At 58.6% G+C, this 22,342-nt stretch carries 22 protein-coding genes; 7 read left to right on the top strand and 15 right to left on the bottom strand.

The window, feature by feature from the left end; translation table 11 throughout:
* Positions 1 to 94: 94 nt before the first annotated feature.
* The 7 genes from ATI02_RS26860 to ATI02_RS26830 are packed head-to-tail and all read right to left on the bottom strand — an operon-like array spanning position 95 to position 8,424.
* A complete protein-coding gene (locus ATI02_RS26860) occupies positions 95 to 1,132 on the bottom strand; it encodes an acyltransferase family protein (protein WP_100847838.1) in 1,038 nt (345 codons plus the stop codon).
* A gap of 12 nt (positions 1,133 to 1,144) precedes the next feature.
* A complete protein-coding gene (locus ATI02_RS26855) occupies positions 1,145 to 2,248 on the bottom strand; it encodes a hypothetical protein (protein WP_095189109.1) in 1,104 nt (367 codons plus the stop codon).
* Positions 2,239 to 3,471, bottom strand: coding sequence for an MATE family efflux transporter (locus ATI02_RS26850; RefSeq protein ID WP_100847837.1), 1,233 nt, complete (start codon positions 3,469 to 3,471; stop codon positions 2,239 to 2,241). Before ATI02_RS26850 ends, ATI02_RS26855 begins: the two co-directional genes overlap by 10 nt.
* Positions 3,468 to 4,580, bottom strand: a complete 1,113-nt coding sequence (locus tag ATI02_RS26845) for a polysaccharide pyruvyl transferase family protein (RefSeq protein ID WP_100847836.1) — start codon at positions 4,578 to 4,580, stop codon at positions 3,468 to 3,470. Before ATI02_RS26845 ends, ATI02_RS26850 begins: the two co-directional genes overlap by 4 nt.
* 14 nt (positions 4,581 to 4,594) lie before the next feature.
* Complete coding sequence (locus tag ATI02_RS26840) at positions 4,595 to 5,677, bottom strand: glycosyltransferase (RefSeq protein WP_100847835.1); 1,083 nt, start codon at positions 5,675 to 5,677, stop codon at positions 4,595 to 4,597.
* Positions 5,678 to 5,715: 38 nt separating this feature from the next.
* On the bottom strand, positions 5,716 to 7,944 hold the full coding sequence (locus tag ATI02_RS26835; protein WP_100847834.1) for a polysaccharide biosynthesis tyrosine autokinase: 2,229 nt from the start codon (positions 7,942 to 7,944) through the stop codon (positions 5,716 to 5,718).
* 39 nt (positions 7,945 to 7,983) lie between these two features.
* Entirely contained in the window at positions 7,984 to 8,424 is a 441-nt protein-coding gene (locus ATI02_RS26830) for a low molecular weight protein-tyrosine-phosphatase (protein ID WP_095189114.1), read from the bottom strand.
* A gap of 289 nt (positions 8,425 to 8,713) precedes the next feature.
* Here ATI02_RS26830 and ATI02_RS26825 point away from each other — a divergent pair, with 289 nt between their 5' ends.
* On the top strand, positions 8,714 to 9,658 hold the full coding sequence (locus ATI02_RS26825; protein ID WP_100847833.1) for a cellulase family glycosylhydrolase: 945 nt from the start codon (positions 8,714 to 8,716) through the stop codon (positions 9,656 to 9,658).
* A gap of 202 nt (positions 9,659 to 9,860) precedes the next feature.
* Entirely contained in the window at positions 9,861 to 10,787 is a 927-nt protein-coding gene (tal, locus tag ATI02_RS26820) for a transaldolase (protein WP_100847832.1), read from the top strand.
* A 199-nt stretch (positions 10,788 to 10,986) separates the two neighbouring features.
* Here tal and rssC read toward each other — a convergent pair whose 3' ends face one another.
* Both rssC and rssB read right to left on the bottom strand, forming a co-directional pair.
* Positions 10,987 to 11,469 (bottom strand): anti-sigma factor antagonist RssC, encoded by a 483-nt coding sequence (rssC, locus tag ATI02_RS26815; RefSeq protein WP_095189117.1) that lies wholly within the window; start codon positions 11,467 to 11,469, stop codon positions 10,987 to 10,989.
* Entirely contained in the window at positions 11,469 to 12,650 is a 1,182-nt protein-coding gene (gene rssB, locus ATI02_RS26810) for a two-component system response regulator RssB (protein ID WP_095189118.1), read from the bottom strand. The genes rssC and rssB overlap by 1 nt, the downstream gene beginning before the upstream one ends.
* Before the next feature lie 274 nt (positions 12,651 to 12,924).
* On the opposite strand from rssB, the gene ATI02_RS26805 reads away from it, so the two are divergent.
* The gene (locus ATI02_RS26805; RefSeq protein WP_095189119.1) at positions 12,925 to 13,224 is read left to right on the top strand and encodes a PilZ domain-containing protein; all 300 of its coding nucleotides are present in this window, start codon (positions 12,925 to 12,927) and stop codon (positions 13,222 to 13,224) included.
* Between the two features lie 54 nt (positions 13,225 to 13,278).
* Here ATI02_RS26805 and ATI02_RS26800 read toward each other — a convergent pair whose 3' ends face one another.
* Entirely contained in the window at positions 13,279 to 13,968 is a 690-nt protein-coding gene (locus tag ATI02_RS26800) for an MlaA family lipoprotein (protein ID WP_100847831.1), read from the bottom strand.
* Between the two features lie 197 nt (positions 13,969 to 14,165).
* On the opposite strand from ATI02_RS26800, the gene pcrP reads away from it, so the two are divergent.
* Together pcrP and ATI02_RS26790 are read left to right on the top strand one after the other, a co-directional pair.
* On the top strand, positions 14,166 to 14,786 hold the full coding sequence (gene pcrP / locus ATI02_RS26795) for an HAD superfamily inactivated hydrolase PcrP (RefSeq protein WP_100847830.1): 621 nt from the start codon (positions 14,166 to 14,168) through the stop codon (positions 14,784 to 14,786).
* 109 nt (positions 14,787 to 14,895) lie between these two features.
* Entirely contained in the window at positions 14,896 to 15,159 is a 264-nt protein-coding gene (locus ATI02_RS26790; RefSeq protein WP_100847829.1) for a DUF4404 family protein, read from the top strand.
* Between the two features lie 185 nt (positions 15,160 to 15,344).
* On the opposite strand, the gene queF is transcribed toward ATI02_RS26790, so the two are convergent.
* Complete coding sequence (gene queF / locus ATI02_RS26780) at positions 15,345 to 16,175, bottom strand: NADPH-dependent 7-cyano-7-deazaguanine reductase QueF (RefSeq protein WP_100847828.1); 831 nt, start codon at positions 16,173 to 16,175, stop codon at positions 15,345 to 15,347.
* A gap of 61 nt (positions 16,176 to 16,236) precedes the next feature.
* The gene (copI, locus tag ATI02_RS26775; protein ID WP_100847827.1) at positions 16,237 to 16,770 is read right to left on the bottom strand and encodes a copper-resistant cuproprotein CopI; all 534 of its coding nucleotides are present in this window, start codon (positions 16,768 to 16,770) and stop codon (positions 16,237 to 16,239) included.
* A gap of 170 nt (positions 16,771 to 16,940) precedes the next feature.
* Between copI and ATI02_RS26770 the strand changes: the two genes are divergently transcribed.
* On the top strand, positions 16,941 to 17,621 hold the full coding sequence (locus tag ATI02_RS26770) for a heavy metal response regulator transcription factor (protein WP_095189126.1): 681 nt from the start codon (positions 16,941 to 16,943) through the stop codon (positions 17,619 to 17,621).
* Complete coding sequence (locus ATI02_RS26765) at positions 17,621 to 18,970, top strand: heavy metal sensor histidine kinase (RefSeq protein ID WP_100847826.1); 1,350 nt, start codon at positions 17,621 to 17,623, stop codon at positions 18,968 to 18,970. Before ATI02_RS26770 ends, ATI02_RS26765 begins: the two co-directional genes overlap by 1 nt.
* A 108-nt stretch (positions 18,971 to 19,078) precedes the next feature.
* Here ATI02_RS26765 and ATI02_RS26760 read toward each other — a convergent pair whose 3' ends face one another.
* From ATI02_RS26760 to ATI02_RS26750, 3 genes are all read right to left on the bottom strand, one after another.
* Positions 19,079 to 20,323, bottom strand: coding sequence for a lipoprotein-releasing ABC transporter permease subunit (locus ATI02_RS26760; protein WP_100847825.1), 1,245 nt, complete (start codon positions 20,321 to 20,323; stop codon positions 19,079 to 19,081).
* 64 nt (positions 20,324 to 20,387) lie between these two features.
* Complete coding sequence (lolD, locus tag ATI02_RS26755) at positions 20,388 to 21,071, bottom strand: lipoprotein-releasing ABC transporter ATP-binding protein LolD (RefSeq protein WP_167394896.1); 684 nt, start codon at positions 21,069 to 21,071, stop codon at positions 20,388 to 20,390.
* 7 nt (positions 21,072 to 21,078) lie between these two features.
* A complete protein-coding gene (locus ATI02_RS26750) occupies positions 21,079 to 22,329 on the bottom strand; it encodes a lipoprotein-releasing ABC transporter permease subunit (RefSeq protein WP_100847824.1) in 1,251 nt (416 codons plus the stop codon).
* Positions 22,330 to 22,342 lie beyond the last annotated feature (13 nt).

The raw sequence follows: 22,342 nt of genomic DNA, 5'->3' as shown, positions 1-22,342 counted from the left end.
CGGCCCCTTCGCGAGCAGGCTCGCTCCCACAGTAATCGTGTGTAGACACAGATCCAGTGTGGGAGCGAGCCTGCTCGCGAAGCTTTTAGCTTTCTTAGGCCTGCACCACCGGGGTGATGGGCGCCAACGGTTTTTTGCTTGCCGCGCGCTCACCAAGAAACAGCACGGAAGTGAAATTGAACCGACTGAAAATCATCGACAACACCACCGGCCCGAGCAAACCGCACGCCACGCCACCGAACACCAGCAGGCTTTCATCCTTCACCCCCAAACGCCCCAGCACAAACCGCGACGTGGCCGCGAACAACACATGGAACAGGAAAATCGCGTAGGAATACCCGCCCAGCCAGGTCAGCCACTTCGAGCGCATGTCACTGGACAGCAAGGCAATGCACGACACGCAACCCACGGTCAGGCCAATCAGACTGCGACGATCAACGATCAGCTCGCGATCAATTGCCGCCACATACAGCAGCGTCAGCGAGATCAGCACAAACACCAGCGGGCCGATCACCTTGAACCGCTGCTTCAACACCTCGACATTTTCCTGGCCAATCATCCCCGCCACAAAAAACGGCAGCAGGTAGATCGCGCCGTTGATGCCGAACGCATCGAACTTGAACGGCGGCAGCAAAAACACCGCTGCCGCAAAGGCAAACAGCAGATACAAACGCGTCGCCGAACGCAGCAGGCCGCGCCACTCCAGCAGGCCGACGAACATGAAAATGATGAACACCGCCTGCAAGAACCAGAAGTGGTTGATCGGCACCCAGAACGACAACAATGCGTCGATCACGCCGACGTCCTTGTTCACTCCAGGCCCTACCGCTTGCAGTACGGAGAACGGCACGCCCACGCAAAACAGCGGCACGATCAGCCGCCGCACCTTGCCGGAAAAGAACGCGGAAAAGTCATTGCCACGGATTTTGTAGATGGAATAGATGTACCCGGAAATGAAGGTGAACAGCGGCATGCGCACGTACACCATCGAGTCGGCAATCACCCGGAACGGCGAGCCGATATCGATCTTCAAACCACCACCCAACGGGCCGATGACGTGATAGAGCACCAGCAGCAGGCACGCCAGCCCGCGCAGGGTTTCGATCTCCAGGGACTTTTTCTTGCTCGACATAAAGCACCTGCCTCAATTCAGAATTCTTGATTCAACCTGCACCGGCTTGTTGGCCCGCAGCATCAATCCCAGGCCGACGAACAGCACCGGCACCACCATGGAAAAGTGCCGGGCGAAGGAACCGAAGTCCGGCTCGAACAAGCCTTGCACCAGCAAAAACGCCAGCGGGATCGCAATCAGTTCCTTGGGTTTGGTCTGGATCGGCGCGCCCTTGTAATCGGTCGAGGTGATGACTTTGAACAGCAGCAGCGCGGTCATGATCATCAGTGCCACAAAGATCACCTGACCCGGTCCGGACAGCAGGATCAGCTCCACCGGGAACGACAACCGGAAGAAAATGATCATCGAGTCCAGCGCCTGCGAGACGAAGTCACTGCCACTGAGCCAGGACACGATCAGCGATTTGGAGCCCTCCTCCCCCGCCGTGCGCAACTCGTTGTTGCTGGCGCGAATCGACGACACCGGAAAGCCCAGCGCCACCTGAATCGACATGGCCACCGCCAGATAGAACAGGAACAGCATCAGAAAGAAGGTGAACCGCGACACGTATTTCTTCATCACACAGACGCCGACCCAGGACAGCGAAAACAGAATCCAGTACGGCCGGATCAGCACGCCGTAGATCACCGCCGAGAGAAAAAAACCGCCGCGATATTTGCGCGTCAACGAGCTGAGCAAAATGCTCAACACCGCCACCGACACAATGATTTCCTTGGTCAGGTTCTCAAGGAAAAACGAGCGAACGATGCCCCACAGACACAGGGTGCCGAAGATCGCCAGCGGCATGCGCCGAAAGACCACCACCGGAATCGCCGTAAGGAAAAAGTTGCAGAACATGCCGTAGGCCCAGGCATTGGTCAGGTTGATCCCGGTGGGCCGCAGCAGGAACGCCGAACACTCGTAGGACGAGCGATCCGGCGAGAACGGGTTCCAGAAATTGCAGTTGTCGGCGCGGGCGTAGGACGACCATAACGTCATGGCATCCGGCCCGGGAGCACGCGGGACCAACAGCGGCATGGCCACCGACAGAAACAGCCCGGTGAAGAGGATCAGGAACGAGACGTACGAATCGAGTTTCTTGCCGCGAAACTCGATGCACGGTAGCTTCAGGCCCATGACATAGCGGCCTTTTTCGTTGCGGTCACGCGGGTCAACAGGGCAATCACGCCGAGCTGCACGATGATCGCGAAGACGTTGCCCCAGGCCGCGCCATAAATCGAATAGTGCTTGATCAGCACATAGCTGACCGGCACTGAAACCAGCAAGCAGAACGCCGCACTGGCGAGTGACACCCGACTGTTTTTCGAGGCAATCAAACCGCCCCAGACGATGTCGCCAATCGCCCGCAGGGCGAAGGAAAAGATCAGCACGCCAAGCAGCGCGTTGTCCGGACGCGGCACGCTGGTGGCGACGTAATCGAGCACGATGTTGAAGAACAGATAAATCGCCACCGCCACGGCAGCGGATACCACCAGCGAACGTGCAACCCACTTGTTCACAAACAGTTGCTTGACCGTGAACGGTTGCTGCTCAGCCTGGAAACGCTTGGCCAGCAGCGGAATCCCGACCACCGCCACCACTGCGTAAGACAACGCTTGCAAGGTGTTGGCCGCCGACCACGCGTACACGTATTTACCGAGGTTGGCGTAGGGTTCGAGGTCGGCGATCAGAAAGCGCTCGGCGTACTGACTCAAGGCGATCAACCCGGTGCCGAAATAGAACGGCAAGCCGGCCTTCCACACCGTAGCCGTAGCCAGTGTGCCGCTCTCTCGCCCGTGATGAACCTTCACCACAATCAGGTAACCGGCGATGATCACCAACACGTTGGCGGCGACCCACAGCCACAACACACTGGCGACGCCTGACACCCAACCGAACATCATCCCGCCCACGGCGAGCAGTGCCCACAGACCGGTCTTGATAAAGAACAGCAATGCGCCCGCCGTGGCTTTCTGCGCGGAAAACACGAACGAGTTGATCTCGAACGACAGGTGCTCGGTGAGCAACACCAGGGTGATACAAGCGATCAGCGCGATGGGCGCATCAACCTGCTGGAACAGTGAGTAAATCCCCACGGTCACCAGCGACAACACCAGCCCCACCGCCAGATACAGCAGCAAAACCTTGTCGACCACCCGGCGCGAACTGCCACCGACACTGATCAAGCGATTGATTTCGGAACTGAAACCGACGCTGTAGAACTTCGATGCGATCAACGACGCGGCGACCACCACGCCGTAAAAACCCAGGGCCTCATAACCGAGGAAATGGGTGATGGCCAGCACCAGCAAAAACTTCGCGCCCAAGGCACCGCCGCGAAGCAGTAGCCGAAATATCATCGAACGATCCCTTTGATGATGTCGTCCATGGCCACGGTTTTTGCCTCGATCTCGCGGCAGGTGTCGGTCAGGCGTTTACCGAAATCGGACAGGGCATTTGGCGCATAAACCGTGTCGATGATGGTGTCGACATTGATGTCGCCACCGTTGATCACCCAGTCCTCGACGCCCATGTCTTGATAGGCGCCAAAGCCTTTGCGCTCATAACTGATGTGGTACGCCGGCACGCCCGACAGCAGCGATTCGATGGCGCCGTGCAAGCGCACGGAAATCACCAGGTCCGGTTGATATTTGGCAATCGTGGCCTTCAACGACAGCAGGTCTTCGCTGATGCCCAGTTCGCGATAGAACGCGCCGTCATCGTTGCCGCGCACGGCACTTTGCACGGCGCAGACCACTTTGCTTTTATTCTTCAGGCGCTGCAGCAGCAACTTCAGGTTGGCGACGTAGGCGACTTTCTTTTCCTTGCTCCACTCCGGCGGCTTGCGCAGCACCACGCACACCGTGGCGGGTGACGAGGCGCAGCGGGTGAACTTGGGTTGCAGAAGGATTTTGCTGGCCAGCGACTGCACCGCCAGATCCGGCGCGCGATAGACGTTTTCACAGGCATCGAAGATCGCCGACGAACGATTGTCGCGCACGAACACCGCATCGGCGCTGGCATAGTGCTCGACGATCTTGCTGCTCTCGCCGTGGAACGGCCCGATGCTTTGCGGCAGGTACACCGAAGGCACCTTGCTGAGGATCGCGGTTTCCAGTTGCTTGGCGTGGCCGAGTTTCAACTTGATGTGTTCGAAGGCACTTTTGGAGCGCATGTAACCGCCGCCGACGCCGACGATCAGATCGGTCTTCTTCAACAGGTCAGCGAGCCCGGCATAGGACTGATTGAGAAACACCGCTTGTTTGACCCGGCCCAGCCCCTTGGCCGCCATCACCGGTGCGTTAAAACGCGGGTGCGGCAAGTAGCTGAAGGATTCGGGGTCGGAAGCCACGACACTGATCGCGGTGTCTTCGCCAAAGTTGCGCTGCACCAAGGCAATGGCCAGATCGACGAGCAGGCCGTCACCGGAGTTGGACGCACTGTAGCCATGCAAAATCGTTACGTTCATAAGCTGATTTCTACTTAGTAAGAGGGAGCGCGGTACAGGTCGTAGGTCTGGCGAATCATCAACGCGGCGCTGAAACGCTCGCGGACGATGCTGCGACCTTCGTTGCCGAGGTCGAGCAACCGCGGCTTCTGGATTTTCGACAGCACGTCGGCCAGCGCCTGGTGGTCACCTGAGGGGAAGACGTAGCCGGACACTTCGTCGGTGACCAGTTCGGGCAATGACGTGCAATTGCTGGCAATCACCGGCAGCCCCATGGCCATGCCTTCCAGCGGCACCATGGCGAAACCTTCCCACCGACTCGGGACGATCAGCGCATCGGCTTTTTGATACAGCGCGTGCACTTCACTCGGCGTGACCCACGGCAAGTATTCAACCGAGTCCATCGGCGGGCACTCGACCACATCCTCGTTGACCGCACTGCCGACCACCGTCAGTTTCAGGTCGTTGCGCTGCACCTTGGCGTAGGCCTTGAGCAACACGTCGAAGCCTTTCTGATAGTCGAGCCGGCCGACAAACAGCAGGTGAATCGGCTCGGGATTAGTCGGCTTCAGCGCGTCATCGCGGTGAGGAATGCCGTTGTAGATCAGCTTCATGCGCTTGCGTTCGATGCCGAACCGCGCGGCTTTATCCAGCTCGTACTGGCTGACGCAAATGATCACGTCGGTGACCTTCTGCAGCACCCGCTCGATCCACGCATAGACTTTCTGCTTGGTTGGCGAGCTTTCCATCAGGAACGAAAAAGCGTGCGGGCAATAGACAATTTTCGGCTTGCGCCACGGCCGCAACAGCACACACACGCAACGGCCGATGACCCCGGAGAAGGTGCTGTGCAAATGCACCACGTCGGGTTTTTCCTTGAGCATCACCTGGGTCAGGCGCCAGGCGAAACGCAGCAGCGACGGCACATTACGCCCGGTCCGGGCGAAGGTGCGGATCTGCTGCGGGGCGATGCCGTGCAGTTCTTTTTCCTGATCCTGCGGGACCAGATAGACCAGTTGATAGTTGGCAGCGTCGTCTTCAGGCGACGCTGAAATCGTGCGGATCACCGTCGCGACGCCGCCTTTTATCGTTTCAGCCACGTGCAGTATTTTTTTCACAACTCACCCACTTCAAAAGTAAGGACAACCGCTGAAACTCAGGACTTGTCGGACGCGTATTCGTAGTTGTAATAGCCGTAGCCACCGTTGCCGTAATAGCTCGCGGCACGCTTCTCGACGCCGTTGAATACCGCGCCTTTGAGCTCAATGCCGTTCTGGGCAAAGCGGCGAATGGTCAGCTCGATCTCTTTGGCCGGGTTCACCCCGAAGCGCGTGACGATCAGGCTGATACCCGCATCACGGCCGACAATCGCCGCGTCGGTCACGGCCAGCAGCGGCGGTGTATCGATGATCACCACGTCGTACCTGTCGCTGAGTTGCGCCAGCAGTTCGCGGAAGTTGGCGTGCATCAACAGCTCGGAAGGATTGGGTGGCACCTGGCCGCGACTGATGAAGTGCAGGTCGGCACCATCGATTTTATTGATCGCCTGCTCGAGGCTGCAGCGCTTGACCAACAGGTCGGACAAACCATTGTCGATCGGTACGTTCAGGGTCTTGTGCAGATGCCCTTTACGCATGTCGGCATCGATCAGCACCACACGTTGACCGCTCTGCGCCATGACGGCGGCGAGGTTGGAGGACACGAAAGTCTTGCCGACCTGCGGGCTCGGCCCGGAAATCATGATGCGATTGTTGGTTGAATCCAGCGCGGCGAAGTGCAGACAGGTACGCAGGCTGCGGATCGATTCGATGGACAGGTCCGTTGGATTGCGTAGCGCCAACAGGTACGCCGGTTTATCGACGCCGTCACGGGCGCGTCCCGTCCTGCCGTCCTCTTCCTGTTGCAGTGTGCTGTAAGGAATTGACGCATAGACCGGCAAGCCAAGTTGCTCGATAGCCTCTGGCCCTTCCAGGCCACGGCTCAGGGATTTGCGCAGCAGCACGAGGGCCACGCCGATGAAGGCGCCGAGGAACGTGGCAATGAGCACGATCAAGGGCTTTTTCGGTTTGACCGGGCTGGTCAGGTCGACATCCGCTGTATCGATCAGGCGCACGTTGCCGACTGCGCCGGCACGGACGATGTCCAGCTCTTGGGATTTGTTGAGCAGTTGCGTGTAGATCTGCGAGGCCACTTCGACATCGCGAGTCAGATTGAGCAGCTCCTGTTGCGTAGCCGGCAGGTCGCCGACTTTGCTTTCCAGCGATTTCTGTTGCTGGGTCAGTTCGCCAATCTGCGACATCAACGCGCGGTAGGCCGGATGCTGTTTGGTGAATTTTCGATCCATCTCCGCCTGCTGCATTCGCAACTCGGAAATCCGCGTTTCGAGCGCCACGGACTGACCGAGCACCGATTGGGTTTCCAGCGAGATATTCACGGTTTTGCCGTGGGTCTGGTAGGCGTTGAGCGCATCGCTGGCCTTGGCCAGATCGCGTTTGACCTGCGGCAACTGACTTTGCAGGAAGGCCAGGCTCTGCGCCGCTTCGGCCGAGGTGCGACGCACGTTTTGCTCGACGTACAGCGCGGCGATCTTGTTGAGGATCTTGACCGCTTCGGCGGCGTCGGTGCTGGCCAAGGCGAGGCGAATGATCCCCGACTCCTTGCCTTGCTCGGAAATATCCAGCGCATCCTGATAACTCTGGACAGTCACGATCCGTGGGTTGCGCACGACTTCGAAACGCGTGCCGGGGTTCGCTGCCAACTGCGTGATCAGCCCTTCCACACCGTCCTGCGTGAAGGCTTCGCCCGTCACGCCTTCCACCAGCAAGTTGTCGTTTTCATCAAATAACTGGAATTGATGTTGCTCACCCGCGACCAACGTGAGCTTCTTGCCCAGCAATTCTTTAGGCAGATTGAGGCGGGCAAACTCCAGGCGCTCACCGCCCCAGGCATAACTGCTCAGGCCAAAACGTGGCGCCGCTACGCTGGATTCGGTTTCGCCGCGATAGCGGCGGGCGAGAAAGCCGCCAATGACCGGGAACCTGTTGGGCGTGACGTCGATATCCAGACGCAGATCATCGACGGTTTTGCCGATCACCGCGCGCGACTTGATGATGCCGATTTCGGTCACCGACGGCGATTGCCCACCGAGCATGCTGTTGAGGTCGGAAAACCCGAGCATGTCGTTCTTTTTCGGTTCGACCTGCACCAGCGCATTCGCCAGGTACACGGGCGTGGCCAACACTGCATAGGCAACACCGGCGGCCATGAAGGCGCCGGTGAACGCGCCGATCAACCACTTCTGGTCAATCAAGCTGCCGAATATGCCGAGCAGATCAATACTGTCTTGATCGTTATCACGGCTGGCGATTACTGACGGTAACTGCATAAGTCTGTTCTTACCATTCACTGATCTGAAGAATATTCATCAACGTGCGAGACGTTGTGCCCAGGAGCTGACAGCATCTTCAATCAATGCATGGGCATGAATAAAAGCGGCCTTGCCTTGACGATAGGGATCTTGTATTTCACGTTCGCTCTGCCACTTGCCGAGCAAAAACACTTTGCCTCTGGCGTGAGAGGCCATTTTCAATACTTGATTTACGTGTTGTTTTTCCATGACCAGAATCAGGTCTGATTCATTGACGATGTCGGCGGTCAGCTGCCGTGCCTGAAACCCTTGAGCGCTATGCCCATGATCCTCCAGCACCTGCCGCGCCGATGCTTCAACACCTTCACCAACGCGTGCAGCAAGGCCTGCGGAGGTCACCGAGATCGTTGAGGGTGCCAGCGCGTTGCGCAACAGAAGTTCTGCTGTCGGACTTCGGCATATATTGCCCACGCAGACGACAAGGATCTTTTTGAACAAAGTTTACTTTCCTGTGTAATATCAAACTGCCAACATCTAGAGCGAACTTTAATGAACGCACTAGATCTTCCCGCACTCAGAAATAGGTTGGCCCTGTTAATACAGTGTATTAAGTACCACAGGCCCAAAAACGCCCCAACCAGAATTAGCGGACTAAAAATAACTGTGATTTTCAGGTTATGGATTCCTGACAAAAAATAACATTGACGCACTTAGCGCCATTGTTAGTTTCGTAATTCATGTAACGAGATAACTATTCGCCGTTGTCATTCCCATCGGGAGAAAAGACATGAAATCAGCACATCTCAAACGGCTCGCCTCTGCGTTGCTGGCGCTCAGCGCCGTCACTCACGCTCACGCCAGTGAGCTCTTCCCCAACCTTCCCGCCAAGACCATTGGTGTTCAGGTGAAGATCCAGAACTTCACCGTCGAAGACGCGGCCCACATCAAAGCCGCCGGGTTCAGTTTTGTGCGCTTCGGCGTGTGGAGCGACAGCCTGAGTGCCAAGGCTTATCAACAGCAGGTCAGCGATGCGTTCGCGGCAGCCAGGTCCGCGGGTTTGCCGGTGCTGCTGACCGTGCGCGCCATCAAGCCCTTGCCGGCCAGCGATCTGACGACAGCGGGCGAATCGTTTGCCAACGCGCTCACGGGCCTGGAGAAGTCCTACAGCGCACAGCTGGTGGCGATTGAAATCTGGAATGAGCCCGACCTGGACACCTATTGGCCAACGCGCAACTTCGACACAACATTCGTGCCGTTCATGAACGCTGTGTGCAAGTCGCTGCAGGGCACGGCGCTAACAACGCCACGGGTCGGCTACGGGTTCGCCCGGCCACCGACGGCAGGCTCTGCCTCAACCGTGGCGCTGAGCCGCATCGTCAGTGAATACCCGAAATGCCTCAACGCGATTTCCTATCATCCCTACGGCATGACCGCCACGCAGATCAGCAATGCGCAGACCTTCATTCAGCAGAACTTCCACTTGCCCGGGGTCATCAGCGAATGGGGTATTTCGGCGCTCAGCTCAAACGGCGGCAATGACGGACAAGCCAGCAAAATCGCCTCCTTCATCGCCGATGTGAAAAGACTCAACATCCCGCTGACCTCGATCTACGAATGGAAAAACAGCGACACGGGCAGTAACGATCGCGAGAAGAACTTCGGCCTGCTGACCTCTGGCGGTCAACCGAAACCGGCGAAACTGGCCGCCGCTACCCAATTGAATACACAGTAGGCCCTGCGCGACTGATCTGTTCGCAGGTCAGTTGCTTTGAACCTGTTGGCTGTTTTGGCATCGTATTCATCGATAGCGCGCCCTGCCTTTCAAACAATCGTTTCCCGGTTGTTGCCGCTGGGGCCATCGATACATGCACCCGCCCTTGAGTGGCTGTCAGCGCTCGGGTAATGTCGTCAAACCCACAGGACAGAGCACACACATGACTTCCAAGCTGGAACAACTCAAACAAATCACCACCGTGGTTGCCGACACTGGCGACTTCGAAGCGATTGCCCGGGTCAAGCCGGTCGACGCCACCACCAACCCTTCGCTGCTGCTCAAGGCTGCAGCCATTCCTGCTTACGCCGAACTGCTGAACGCTTGCGTCAGCGACTGCAAGGGCGATGTGGGTCTGGCCAGCGACCACTTCGGCGTCGCTGTGGGCCAGGAAATCCTCAAAGTGATTCCAGGCCGTATCTCCACCGAAGTGGATGCACGCCTGTCGTTCGATAAAGACGCGGTACTCAAACGCGCGCACCGCCTGATCGAGCTGTACGACAAGGCCGGCATTGGCCGCGACCGCGTACTGATCAAGATCGCCTCCACCTGGGAAGGCATCCGCGCTGCCGAAGTGCTGGAGAAGGAAGGCATTCAGACCAACCTGACCCTGCTGTTCTCCTTCGCGCAAGCCGCTGCGTGCGCCGATGCGGGCGTGTTCCTGATCTCGCCATTCGTGGGCCGCATCTACGACTGGTACAAGAAGGCCAACGGCAACGACTACACCGGCGCCGATGATCCGGGCGTACAGTCGGTGACGCGTATCTACAACTACTACAAGGCCAATGACTACAAGACCGTGGTGATGGGTGCGAGCTTCCGCAACCTGAACCAGATCGAGCAACTGGCTGGCTGCGATCGTCTGACCATCAGCCCGGATCTGATCGACAAGCTGGCGGCAGATACCGGCAAGCTGGAACGCAAACTGGCGCCGGGTCATGCCGGTGAAGCGCGTTTGAGCTTGAATGAAGCGCAGTTCCGCTGGTTGTCCAACGAAGACGCGATGGCTACCGAGAAACTCGCTGAAGGCATCCGTCAGTTCGCCCGTGACCAGGAAAAGCTTGAGGCGTTGCTGCAAGCCAAGCTGTGATCTGAGTCGCTGGAATGCAAAAAGGGCGAACCCGTTTGGGTTCGCCCTTTTTTGTGGCTGCTGGGAAACTCTTGGTGATCTTGCGGCCGCTTTCGCGAGCAGGCTCGCTCCCACGGGGGGACTTGTGATCGACGCCGCATCAGTGTGGGAGCGAGCCTGCTCGCGAAGAGGCCGGCCCAGACAACATCACTTCAGAGGATCAGTGCCGTTCGAGGGCATTGACCAAGTCATGGAACGCTTCACGGTTGGAATCGTTCAACCCCATCAGGATCTTGTGCGCTTCCAGCACCTTGATCCGCACAATCTCTTCCGACTGATCCTGATCCGGCAGGTCGTCCAGACACTCCGGGCACGGCACGGGGTGGTTGACGATGTTGAACACCTGCTCAAAACCCATCGATTGCAGCAGACGGGTGATGTCTTCATGGGTGGTCACGACGGTCGGCAGCAGGCCGACCTTCTGCCGCGACAGGATCGACAGTTTGGCCAACAGGCCCAACGTGGTGCTGTCGATGCTGCGGGTTTCGGTCAAATCGATCACGATCGCGTTGAAATTCAGCGCGGTGAAGATTTTCTCAATAGTCGCATCCAACGCCGAACACAGGGTCAGGCGAACTTCACCGACGAACTTCAGGACGAAGGTGCCATCCTGCTCGGCGAACTGGATTCTACCGGTACTCATTAAAGATTCCTGCTCAACACCAACAGGGCGATATCATCCGGCATCTCCCCTAGCGTGGCCAATCCAAACACTTGCCGCAGACCATCCAGGCTGCCGCCCGCTGACTTCACCCGTTCGGGCAAGGCCGCTTCTTTTTCTTTGAGCGTAGGTTCTGGCAAAAGATCCAGAATACCATCGGACATCAGCGTCAGGCTGAACGTCGGCGGCAGCTCAAGCACGTGGTCTTCGTAGGTGGCTTCGTTGAAGAGGCCCACCGGCAGACCGCGTCCTTCGAGGTAACGAACACTGTCAGGCGTGTACAACACTGGCAACGGCAGATGGCCGCCGATGCTATAGGTCAACAAACCGGTCTCCTCGTCGATGACTCCACCGACCATTGTGACGTGTTTACCCAGCTTACAACTGATCAGCCCCCGGTTGATATGACCAAGGACTTCCGAAGGCTTGAATTCCGGCAATGTGCCGCTGCGCCTGGACTCGAACAGCAAGCGCGTGGTCATGAACTTCAACAGCACGGTGACGAACGCTGAAGAGGCACCATGCCCGGAGACATCCGCCAGATAGAACGCCACCCGGCGCTCGTCGACACGGAAGTAGTCGACAAAATCACCCGACAAGTACAAAGACGGAATGATCTGGTGGGCAAACTTGAACTCGTCGATGCTCCACGGGCTCTCCGGCAGCATGTTCATCTGCACCTGGCGACCGGCGTTCTGGTCTTCCTGGAGCAGGTTCAGGCTGGCTTCGAGTTCGCGGTTGGCCTTTTCCAGCTTCTCGCGGTAGCGCTGGTTTTCCAGCAGCAGGCGCGCACGATCCAGGGCCCGGCGCACGGAATGCTCGAGCACAGCCAGATCTTCGAGAGGCTTGATCAGGTAATCCGCCGCGCCCAGGCGCAGGGCCTCGACCGCGTCGTTCATCACGCCGGCACCCGACACCACGATCACCGGCGTTTGCGGTGATCGCTCGGTGACCTGACGGATCAGTTCGAGACCGCCCATCTGCGGCATGCGCAGATCGCAGATGACCAGGTCGGGCGTGTCTTGCTCGAATACCTGAAGACCCTGTTGGCCGTTGCTGGCCTGCAGGACGCTGAAACCACTGTCTTCCAAATAGGCCGCGAGGCTCGCGCGCACTACTTCGTCATCATCGATTATCAGCAGCGTGGCACTGGTTTTTGGCATGTGGGCAAACGGCGCCAGAATTAGGTTGGCGTAGTTGGCGGGGCATTGGCCCGGCACAGACTACTGGATTCGCTTTCTAGCCTCTCTGCTGCACCGCTTTCGAGCGTTAGCTCCGTACACGGTTGCACCAGAGGTGCCCTTCTAAGGCGCAGACGGTACTCCCATCCGCGGGGCGTTTCAAGCATGCGCCGATGGTCGCTTGACGACTTTACTTGTCAAATCACCGAGAGTTATAAGAACAGCTCAAACCGTAACCCAATGGAAGGACGAAGCCATGAGTCAAACCGGTCGGGACTACAGCGAAAAGCGCGATTTCATCCGCATGCGGGTCGATGCCGATGTCGTGTTGATCCATGAGGGTGATGAGGTATCAGCGGTGTGCATCGACCTGTCCAGCAGTGGCATGCAGGTCGAAGCGCCGCGCCAGTTTGCAATGGGTGACAGGCTGAGTGTGCGTATCGACTCCGAGCATGCGGCGCTCAGCGGGCTGGAAGCGGAAACCGAAGTGGTCTGGGTCAAAGCGCAGGATGGCGGCGGACAAAAGCTCGGCCTGACCATTCTGCAGATGAAATAAGCGCACACAAAAAAGGCGACCCGAGGGTCGCCTTCTTTATTTCATCGATCGAAATTAAAAATCGTCTTCGACCTGGCCATCCTTCACCTTGAACTCGCGGTTTTGCAGGTAGGCGTTGCGGATGAAGGTGTACTTGTCACCGCTGATCAGCTTCTCGCTCGACAGCAGACTGGCGCGGGTGTCGACGATGTTCAGACCGAAGATCGAGTTACGCACCGGCACGTCGTTGATATAGCGATACATGCCGGTGTAGCTGTCGACATACTTGGACGGTGCGTCACGCAGGGTGCTCGGGCCCATCAACGGCAGCATCACGTAGGGACCGCTGCTCACACCCCAGTAACCGAGGGTCTGACCGAAATCTTCATCGCTGCGATTCAGGCCCATTTTGGTGCCGACGTCGAAGAAACCAAGCAGGCCGAAGGTGGTGTTGAAGATCAGCCGTGCGGTGTCGACGCCAGCCGCAGCCGGTTTGGCCTGCAGAATGTTGTTTGCAAGGTTGGTCACATCACCAACGTTACGGAACATGTTGTGGATGCCGTCTTCGACAAATTGCGGTGTCACGAACTCATAACCCTGTGCCAACGGCTTCAGCGCGTAGGTATCGACGAAGTCGTTGAACTGGAAGATCGGACGGTTAACGCTTTCCCAAGGGTCTTCTTCCGTCGCAGCCTGAGTGGCGAACGGAGCCAGCAACAGGCCGGCGTATACACAAAGCTGAGCGAGCGGAGGGCTCAAGCGCATAGAAAAACTCCTTGGTTTTGTACTGGCGCGGGCATCAGAGCCTCGGCGTTAAGAGCGCCAGTATAAGCGTAAAAGGCCTTTTGGGCAGTCTGGGAATGCAGCGAGTTGTAGGAAGATTCTCGCGGCGTCATTCACACAGCTGTCATCCAACTGTCACCGGCATTCCCTAACCTTGTCTTCATTTCAGGGACGTTTCCATGCCTCACGCTGAAACCTTGCCTATCGCCGCCCCCACCCTGACGGCCGTTCTGTTCGGACTCAGCGGCTGTCTGGTGGATTTCGGTGCCCGCGCCCGCCAACAGACCACCGCCCTGCCCGAGCATGCCGATGTCACACCGGGCGCAATCGACAGCCTGCATAGTTTGCAGCGCCAGCAGATTCCGTGCGCCTGGCTTGATGAGCTCCCCCTTGCCCTCGCCCAGCCACTGTCGGCGTCGTTGCCGTCCTGGATCAAACCGGCGCAACACTCGGCAACAACCAATTCGTGGCCTGCGCCCAACGCCTGCTGGCAAGCACTCATGGACTTGAACGTCGCCAGTCTCGACGGTTGCGTACTGGTCAGCGGCGAGCCACGGTTGCTGCAATCGGGATTGAATGCCGGGTTATGGACAATCGGTCTCGCCTCCTGCGGTTCACTGTGCGGCCTCGCGCCGGGCGAATGGCAGGCCTTAAGTCAGAAAGAACGTGAACAACTGCGCGGCAAGGCGACTGTGCAGCTGTTCTGCCTCGGCGTGCACTCGGTGATCGATCATCTGGGCGAGCTCGACAACTGCCTGGCCGACATCAGCCTGCGCCGTCTCAAAGGCGAAAAGCCCTGATCGGGATCATGCAGGGTGGACGAGAGTGGATTAATCTAAAGGTCAGTCATAGACCTTTGGCGCGTGGCTGCGGTCAATGCCAGTGCCTCTCGATAAAAGGAAGAACACCATGCCCGCCCAAGAACTGCAGAAACAGCTCAATACCCTGCGCGAGCAGCTGGAACAGAATCCACCGCTGACGGAAGCAGAACGTGAAGATCTGCATGCGCTGATGGTGCAGATTGAATCTGAAATCAAACTGGAGACGGCCACTCAGGACGCCAGCATCGCCGATGGCGTGAACCTGGCGGTTGATCGCTTCGAACTCGAACACCCGGCCATTGCCGGCACCCTGCGTAACATCGTCAATGCGCTGGGCAGCATGGGGATCTGATTCCCCAAACGCAAAAAGCCCTGCCAGCGATGGCAGGGCTTTTTCATTTGCGGACTTGAAACACAGCCCCCTGTGGGAGCGAGCCTGCTCGCGAAGGCGTCGTATCAGTCGACATCATCCTTGAATGACACACCGCATTCGCGAGCAGGCTCGCTCCCACATTGGATATCGCACATTCTGGATCTTTATTGGCGCACCAGACGATGGTTCGGCAGTACTACGCTTTCAGTGCTGCGATACGGGTTGATATCCAGCCCACCGCGACGTACGTAACGTGCAAATACAGTGAGTTTCTCGGGTTTCAACAAGCGCTGCAGATCAAGGAAAATCCGCTCCACACACTGCTCATGGAAGTCCGAGTGCTGACGGAAGCTGACGATATATTCCAGCAAGCTCGCGTGATCCAGCGCCGCGCCACGGTATTCCACCACCACGCTGCCCCAGTCCGGCTGACTGGTCACCGGGCAATTGGATTTGAGCAGATGACTGTGCACGCTCTCCTCCACCACCCGCGAATCATCGCAACGCAGCAGTTCCGGGCGCGGATGCTCGTAGTTGCTCACGCTGATGTCCAGATCGTCGATGCATACGCCAGGCAGCGCAACGACACCTTCGGCTTCCACGTCTTTGAGGCTGCGAACCCGCACGCCCACCGGTTTGCCGGCAGCGGCAGACAGGTCCTTGACCAGCGTCGCTTCAAGTGTGGAGATATCGGCAAATGCAGTCTGGTTCAGCGAGTTCAGGTACAGCTTGAACGACTTCGATTCGATGATGTTCGGCGAATCCGCCGGTATGCTGAATTCACCGATGGCCACCACCGGTTTACCCGAAGGCAGCAGCCACGACAGCTCGAAGCAGTTCCAGAAATCCACGCCTTTATACGGCAGAGTGTCGGCGGTCAGGCCCAACTCGGCCCATTTCGCGGTGCGCGGAATCGGGAACAGCAGAGACGGCGTGTAAGTGGCAATGTATTCGCTGGATTTGCCCAGCGGCGAATGTTCGGCTGCGGGATGCATGGCGGAAACCTGACTGAAGAATCAGCGGATTCTACCAGCCTTTGCCCGCGCCTTTGAGTGCTTACTGACTGACAGTCAACTTGCCGACCATGCCCGCCTGATAATGGCCGGGAATATTGCAGGCAAATTCCAGGCTGGTCGCTTTGCTGAAGGTCCAGGTCAACTCAGCGGTTTTACCCGGCTCGACCAGCACACTGTTGGGGTCATCATGCTTCATGCCATGGCCCATCGCCGCGTGATCCATACCCGCCATGTCGTGGGACATTTCTTTCATGCCGGTAGGCGTGAGCATGCCACTTTGCTGCATCTGCAGCATTTCCTGCTGATGTGCGGCGTGCATCGCCGCGTCGCCGAGGTTGAATTCGTGCAGCAACTGACCTTTATTCACCAGTACAAAGCGAACGGTCTCTCCGGCCTTGACCGCGATGGCTTTCGGATCGAACGACATGTCGCCCATCACCACTTCGACACTGCGCGTGGCTTTAGCGGCAGGCGCCGGTTGGCCGAAATCGTAGGTGTGAGCCGGCGCAGCCCAGGCCGGGGAATTCAGCGCCAGCAAACATCCGGCGAGGATCAAAGGATTGCGCAAAAACATAGTCGTACTCCCACAAGATAAGGTTCAGCCTGTGGGAAACTCTAGCGCGCCAGCGCTGGCATCTACCTGACAGGCAGATTACAACTTTGTCAGGTTGGCACTTGTCGCCTGCTCTCACGTTATAAAGCCTAAGTTCCTGAAAATCCGAGTTCCTACACACCGAGTCGCCCATGAAACTGCTGATCGTCGAAGACCAAGCGAAAACCGGCCAATACCTGCGCCAGGGCCTGACCGAGGCCGGGTTCAACACCGAACTGGTGGCCGACGGCAACAGCGGCCAGCACTTGGCCCTGAGCGGTGATTACGCGCTGTTGATCCTCGACGTGATGCTGCCGGGACGCAATGGCTGGCAGATCCTGCAAGCGGTGCGCAGCGCTGGCCTCGACACGCCAGTACTGTTTCTGACAGCCAAAGATGCGGTGGAGGACCGGGTTCACGGCCTCGAACTGGGTGCCGACGACTATCTGGTCAAACCCTTCGCCTTCTCCGAACTTCTGGCCCGGGTGCGCAGCCTGTTACGTCGCGGCAGCGCCACACCGCAGGAAACCAGCCTGCAACTGGCCGATTTGCGCCTGGACCTGATTCGTCGCCGGGTCGAACGTAACGGCCAGCGCATCGACCTGACCGCCAAGGAATTCGCCCTGCTGGAAATGCTCCTGCGCCGCCAGGGCGAAGTGCTGCCAAAATCGCTGATCGCCTCGCAAGTCTGGGACATGAATTTCGACAGCGACACCAATGTCATCGAAGTGGCGATCCGTCGCTTGCGCCTGAAAATCGACGACGAATTTCCCAACAAACTGATCCACACCGTGCGCGGCATGGGTTACGTGCTCGAAGAGCGCTCAGCCTGATGCGCCGGTTGTCCCTGAGTTCGCGCCTGGCCTTGTTGTTTGCCGCCTGCACTGCGGTGGTTTCGCTGTTTGCCGGAGTCCTGTTCAATCGCGCCAGCGAGGCGCACTTTGTCGAGCTCGACCAGCAATTGCTCGACGGTAAACTGATTGGCCTGCGCCGTGCCTTGCAGGATCTTCAGGCCAGTGAAAGTGAGGCGCGGCTGGCGGATGAGTTGAGCCGACAGGCTGATCTGTCGCTGCGCATCACTGGGGCTGACGGCCAGCGCTGGTACGACAGCTCGATCAAGGTGCCCGCACGCTTGCCGCACCAATCCGGCCTGTCCACCGTGAACGATAACGGCACCGATTACCGCGTACTCAACGCCCCGCTCTACCCGGACAAGTCCGACTCGCCGCAATTGACGCTGTTGCTCGACATCACCCATCACCAGCATTTCCTGCAACGCATGCAGCATTTGATCTGGCTGACCGTCGGGCTCTCGGCGCTGGCAACCGCGTTGCTGGGTGCGTGGGCGGCGCGTAGCGGTTTGCGCCCATTACGGCGCATGAGTGCAATCGCCCGTGGGATTTCCGCACATTCGCTCAATGCCCGCCTGCCGGAAGCGCAAATTCCGCCAGAACTTGCGGAAATGGCCCACAGCTTCAACGCCATGCTCGCACGCCTGGACGACTCGTTTCAGCGCCTCTCGGCGTTCTCGGCCGACATCGCCCATGAACTGCGCACGCCACTGTCGAACCTGCTGACCCACACCCAAGTCACCCTCACCCGCCCACGGCCCATCGAGGACTACCGCGAGGCACTGCACAGCAACCTCGAAGAACTGCAATGGATGGCGCAACTGGTCAACGACATGTTGTATCTGGCCAAGGCTGATCACGGTTTGCTGGTGCCCAGACGTGAACCGCTGGAACTGGCAGACGAAGCAGATGCGTTGCTGGAGTTTTTCGCGCTGTTGGCGGAGGACGCCGGGGTGACGCTGAGTCGTGAAGGTCAGGCACGAATCGAAGGTGATCGCAGCATGTTGCGCCGGGCACTTTCCAATTTGCTGGATAACGCGCTGCGGTTTACACCGGTTGAGGGCGTGGTGCGCTTATCGATCCTCGATCGAGCGAACGCAGTGCGAATCTCCGTCGAGAACAGTGGTGAAGGGGTTTCAGCCGAGCTGCTACCACGCTTGTTCGACCGCTTTTATCGGGCGGATCCGGCGCGGCAGGAAGGCAGCAGTGAGCATGCGGGGTTGGGGTTGGCGATGACTCAATCCATCGTCCGGGCCCATGGCGGGCAGATTCATTGCGAATCAGAGGCGGGATGGACGCGGTTTGTAATTGAGTTGCCCAAGGGAGATTAAGGCTAGCAGTTCCGGCCCCTTCGCGAGCAGGCTCGCTCCCACATTGGATCTGCGTCGTTCACAAATCCCCTGTGGGAGCGAGCCTGCTCGCGAAAGCGGCCTGTCTGCTTACGAATATCTCAAGGCATGAGCCGGCTCGATCTTCGCCGCCCGCCACGCCGGATACACCGTCGCCAGGAAGCTCAGGATGAACCCGGCGGAGCAGATCAACAGCACATCCCCGCCCTGCAATTCCGACGGCAGATTGCTGACGAAATACACATCCGAACTGAAGATGTGCTGCCCGGTGACCCGCTCCATCCAGCCCACCAGCTCACTGACATTCAGCGCCGCAATCACACCCAGCACGCCACCAATCAACGTGCCGACAATCCCGATCACCGTGCCCTGCACCATGAAAATCGCCATGATCTGCCGGGGCGTGGCGCCGATAGTGCGCAGGATCGCAATGTCCGCGCCCTTGTCGTTCACCACCATGATCAGCGTTGCGATGATGTTGAACGCCGCTACTGCAACGATCATCAGCAACAGCAGGCCGATCATGGTTTTTTCCATTTTCATGGCGCTGAACAGACTGCCCTGGGTGTGGGTCCAGTCGTCAGCCCTGAAATCGGCACCGAGGCCAGCGGCGATGTCCGAGGAGACTTTTGGCGCGGCGTACAGGTCTTTCACCGCCAGACGCACGCTCTGCACCTGATTGGGCTGCCAATGTTGCATGGTCGCCGCATCGGCCACGTGGATCAGGCCCATCGAACCGTCCAGCTCGGCGCCCACCTTGAACACGCCCACCACGTTAAGCCGCTGCATGCGCGGGGTGATGCCACCCAGAGCGGTGCTGACTTCCGGCACGATCAGGGTGATCTTGTCGCCGACATTCAAGCGGAAACGGCGCGCGGTGATTTCACCGATCACCACGCCGAATTCGCCCGGCTTCAGAGCATCGAGACGCCCCTGAACGATGTGCTGCGCAACAATCGACACCTTGCCTTCCTGGGCCGGATCGACGCCACTGATCTGGATCGGCTGCATCAGGCCCTTGTAGGAGAGCATGCCTTCCATTTCTGTAAACGGCACGGCGGCGGTGACTTCGGGGTTTTTCATGGCCGCGGCAGCCACGGGCTGCCAGTCATCAATCGGCTTGACGCCGACGATGGTCGCGTGCGGCACCATGCCGAGGATGCGCGAGCTCATTTCGCGCTGGAAGCCGTTCATCACCGACAACACCACGATCATCGCCAGCACGCCGAGGGCGAGGCCGATCATCGAGGTCATCGAAATGAACGAAACAAAGCGATTGCGGCGCTTGGCGCGGGTATAGCGCGTGCCGATAAAGATCGATAACGGTCTGAACATTCGCTGGGGCACCGTATAAAAATAAAAGACCCGACGCCTTTTTCAGACGCCGGGTTTCGGCCAATCAGATGGGTGTCAGGCGACCTTCCTGCAGGTGCAGGACGCGATCCATCTGGCGAGCCAGGTTCATATCGTGGGTCACCACCAGGAACGCCGTGCGCATCGAGGTACTGAGTTCCAGCATCAAATCCTGAATGCCTTGGGCGGTGTGGGAGTCGAGGTTGCCGGTCGGCTCGTCGAGCATCACCAGACCCGGCTTGTTCACCAGGGCGCGGGCGATGGCCACACGCTGACGCTCGCCACCGGACAGTTCGGCCGGTTTGTGCTCCAGACGATGGCCCAGCCCTACCCGCTCCAGCAATGCAGTAGCACGCTGACGCGCTTCCGGGATCGGCGTCTTGCCAATCAGCAGCGGCATGCAGACGTTTTCCAGCGCGGTGAATTCCGGCAGCAGGTGGTGAAACTGGTAAACGAAACCCAGCGCACGGTTACGCAGCAGACCGCGTTTCTTCTCGCTCAGCGCCGACAACTCTTCGCCATCGAGCCAGACACTGCCCTGGGTTGGCGTATCGAGGCCGCCCAACAGGTTGAGCAAGGTACTTTTGCCCGAGCCCGAGGTGCCGACAATCGCCACACGCTCGCCCGGGTGCAACTCCAGTTGCAGATCGGCCAGCACTTGCACCGACTCCGGGCCTTCCTCGTAGGATTTGCCCAGGTTGCGGCAGCTCAAGATTGCTTTTTCACTCATGCCCGACTCACTCATAACGTAGCGCCTCCGCCGGCTGGGTGCGCGCGGCACGCCAGGCGGGATACAGGGTGGCGAGGAAACTCAAAACCAACGCAGCCGCGCAGACCATGACGACATCCTGGCTCTGCACCTGCGACGGAAGATAATCAATGAAATACACGTCAGCATTAAGGAACTTGTGACCGAGCAGACCTTCCAGCGCCGAGATCGCTGCGCTGACGTTGAGCGCTGCGAGGATCCCGAGCACAGCGCCAATGGCCGTACCGACCACGCCGATGACCGTGCCTTGCACCATGAACGTGCGCATGATCGTGCCCGGCGTGGCGCCGAGGGTACGCAGAATGGCGATATCACCCTTCTTGTCGTTCACCACCATCACCAGTGTGGAAATGATGTTGAACGCCGCCACGGCAACGATCAGCAACAACAGCAGGCCGATCATGGCTTTTTCCATGCGGATCGCCTGATACAGGTTGCCGTGGGTGCGGGTCCAGTCACGGGCGTAGTAATGGTCTTCGCCAAGTTGTTGGGCGATATTCCACGCCACGCGTGGCGCCTGGAACAGATCATCGAACTTCAGGCGGATGCCCTGCACCTGATCAGGCTTCCAGCGATGCATTTTCGCCAGATCCTGCAGGTTGGTAACGCCCAGATAGCCATCGAGCTCGCCGGCGCCGACATGGAAAATGCCGACCACGGTGAAGCGCTTCATGCGCGGGAACATCCCGGCCGGGGTCACGCTGACTTCCGGGGCGACAAAGGTGACTTTGTCACCGATGCCCACGCCCAGCTTGGTCGCAGCCTTGTCGCCAATCACGATGCCGAAGCTGCCCGGCGTGAGATCGTCGAGTTTGCCCTGCTTCATGAAGTTGTCGATGATCGAGACGTTGCGCTCAAGCGCAGGGTCGATGGCGTTGAGCAACACCTTGGACACCTGACCATTGTTGGTCAGCAGACCCTGCATTTGCGTGAACGGCGCTACCGCCGTCACCTGCGGGTTCTGCTTGACCTTGGTGGCCAGGCTTTGCCAATCGTTGATCGGCTCGGTGGACTCGATGGTCGCGTGGGGCACCATGCCCAGCACGCGGGTGCGCATCTCATGATCGAAGCCATTCATCACCGAGAGCACGACGATCATCACGACCACGCCAAGGGCGAGCCCGATCATCGAAGTCAGGGAAATGAATGACACAAAATGATTGCGACGCTTTGCACGGGTATAACGCGTGCCGATAAATACGAAGAGAGGTCTGAACATGTCGGGGCTTGTT

The sequence above is a fragment of the Pseudomonas baetica genome (assembly GCF_002813455.1).
Lineage (GTDB): Bacteria > Pseudomonadota > Gammaproteobacteria > Pseudomonadales > Pseudomonadaceae > Aquipseudomonas > Aquipseudomonas baetica.
This window is presented reverse-complemented; position numbering and strand designations above follow the sequence as displayed.